The organism is Emticicia sp. (genome assembly GCF_049241225.1).
Taxonomy (GTDB): domain Bacteria; phylum Bacteroidota; class Bacteroidia; order Cytophagales; family Spirosomataceae; genus Emticicia.
This window is the reverse complement of the sequence record NZ_JBMLRC010000220.1, coordinates 16,010-17,649: the sequence shown is the minus strand read 5'-3', so window position 1 is coordinate 17,649 and position 1,640 is coordinate 16,010. Positions and strand designations below refer to the sequence as shown.

2 protein-coding genes are annotated in these 1,640 nt (G+C 37.8%); both read right to left on the bottom strand.

The genetic code is table 11. From position 1 onward, the window contains the following. Nucleotides 1–707 (bottom strand): bile acid:sodium symporter family protein (locus ACOVO2_RS12400; RefSeq protein ID WP_421770282.1); only part of this gene is annotated, 707 nt, incomplete at its 3' end. 368 nt (nucleotides 708–1,075) lie between these two features. Continuing rightward, on the bottom strand, nucleotides 1,076–1,640 hold a 565-nt coding region (locus ACOVO2_RS12395), incomplete at its 5' end, for a DUF6044 family protein (protein WP_421770281.1).

The following is a 1,640-nucleotide window of genomic DNA, read 5'->3' as shown; positions in this document are numbered from 1 at the left end:
CCCAAAATAAAACCACCGATATTATGTAGAAATGTAGCAAAAACCAAAGCCAAACCAACCGTTTGCAATGATTTTTGGCCTGCTGCCGTAATAATCACAATAATCACGGCAATGCCTGCCATTGAGATAATTGGTAGCACTTTTTGCAGCCACTCGCCTCTTCCATTCAATAATTTTGTGAGTAAAAAACCAATACCAACTGGCACTATTATCATTTTTGAAATATCGAGGGTCATGCTCCAAAAATCAATTTCGATGAATTGACCGCCCAACATTTTCATCAAAAAAGGTGTCATGATTGGAGCCAAAAGCGTGGCGAATGAAGTAATGGTGATTGATAAGGCAACATTGGCTTTGGCAATATACGACATCACATTGGAAGCCAAACCACTGGGCGAACAACCTACTAAAATAACTCCGGCAGCAATTTCGGGTGGAAAATTGAAACTTTTGGCGATAGCAAAGCCCAGAAAAGGCATAATCGTAAACTGACAAACCAAACCCACCACAACGGCTTTTGGCATTTTGATTACACCAAGAAAATCATCATAAGTCATGGTTGTTCCCATTCCAAACATGATTATTTGCAACAGCGGAATGATTAATTCTTTTAGCTGAAAACCATTGATTTCGGTAAAATATTGAGGAAAGAAATAAGCAACAGTGGCCGCTACGACGATACAAAGCGTATAAGTATAATTTTTCATGAAACTTTATAGGGTTGAAGAAATAGTCCACGGTCGATAGACGACGGTCAACAGTATATTAAAATTTTGATTATCAATTTATTGCAAAGATAAATTTATCTATCAATGAAACTAAAGGAATTTCCCTTCATTTATTCTAATCTACAAGACCAGCGACGGCATCGCTTCGAGCGATGCCGTCGCTATTCCCCAAGAATTAAGGAAATCTAAGAAAATACTTGGTTTATTAGAACTCCAATGGAATGAAATATCACCCACTTCGGGGTTCAAACATAACTATTATAACTGAATACTATAATAATTTCATCCTTTCAGGATTAGCTTAATAGACTTTTGAATCTATGTACAATTTGATCTCTGACTGCTAACTAAATAATCTTATAAATCCACACACGCCAGTTGGCATCTTCTACTTTTGAAAGCAATTTCAAGTGCTCTGATGGGTGTCTCACTTCAACGGCCGACAATATATAACCGCACTTTAATTGCTTCAATTTATCGAAGTCATAATCTAAGCTTTCGGTACAGCACTTTTGTTTTTTTAGAATACCATCACCCGCAATAACAGCTTCATTATCAAACAAATAGCATCTACTCCCCCACTGCTCAAAATAGTTTTTGATGAATTTGTTTTGGTTCAATTCGGGTTGAATGATTGCTTGGATTTGATGTTTGTAAGCCAACGAATAAAGCACTACATAACCATCAATCGTCGGAATTTGGTTATACTGGGCAACCGCAGGGTGCAGCCCAACCATTCCGACTCGTTTGTTCGGATTTTCGTCTTGCTTCAGTACGGTTTTTACTTTCGAGAAAAGGTCTTCGGCATAAAATTCTCGGTAAGAAACGTAATCTCGGCCGTGAATGGTTTTCTTGATATAATCGCCCACCAACTGATTTGAGAATAGCACAATGATGACTTGAATACTGGCT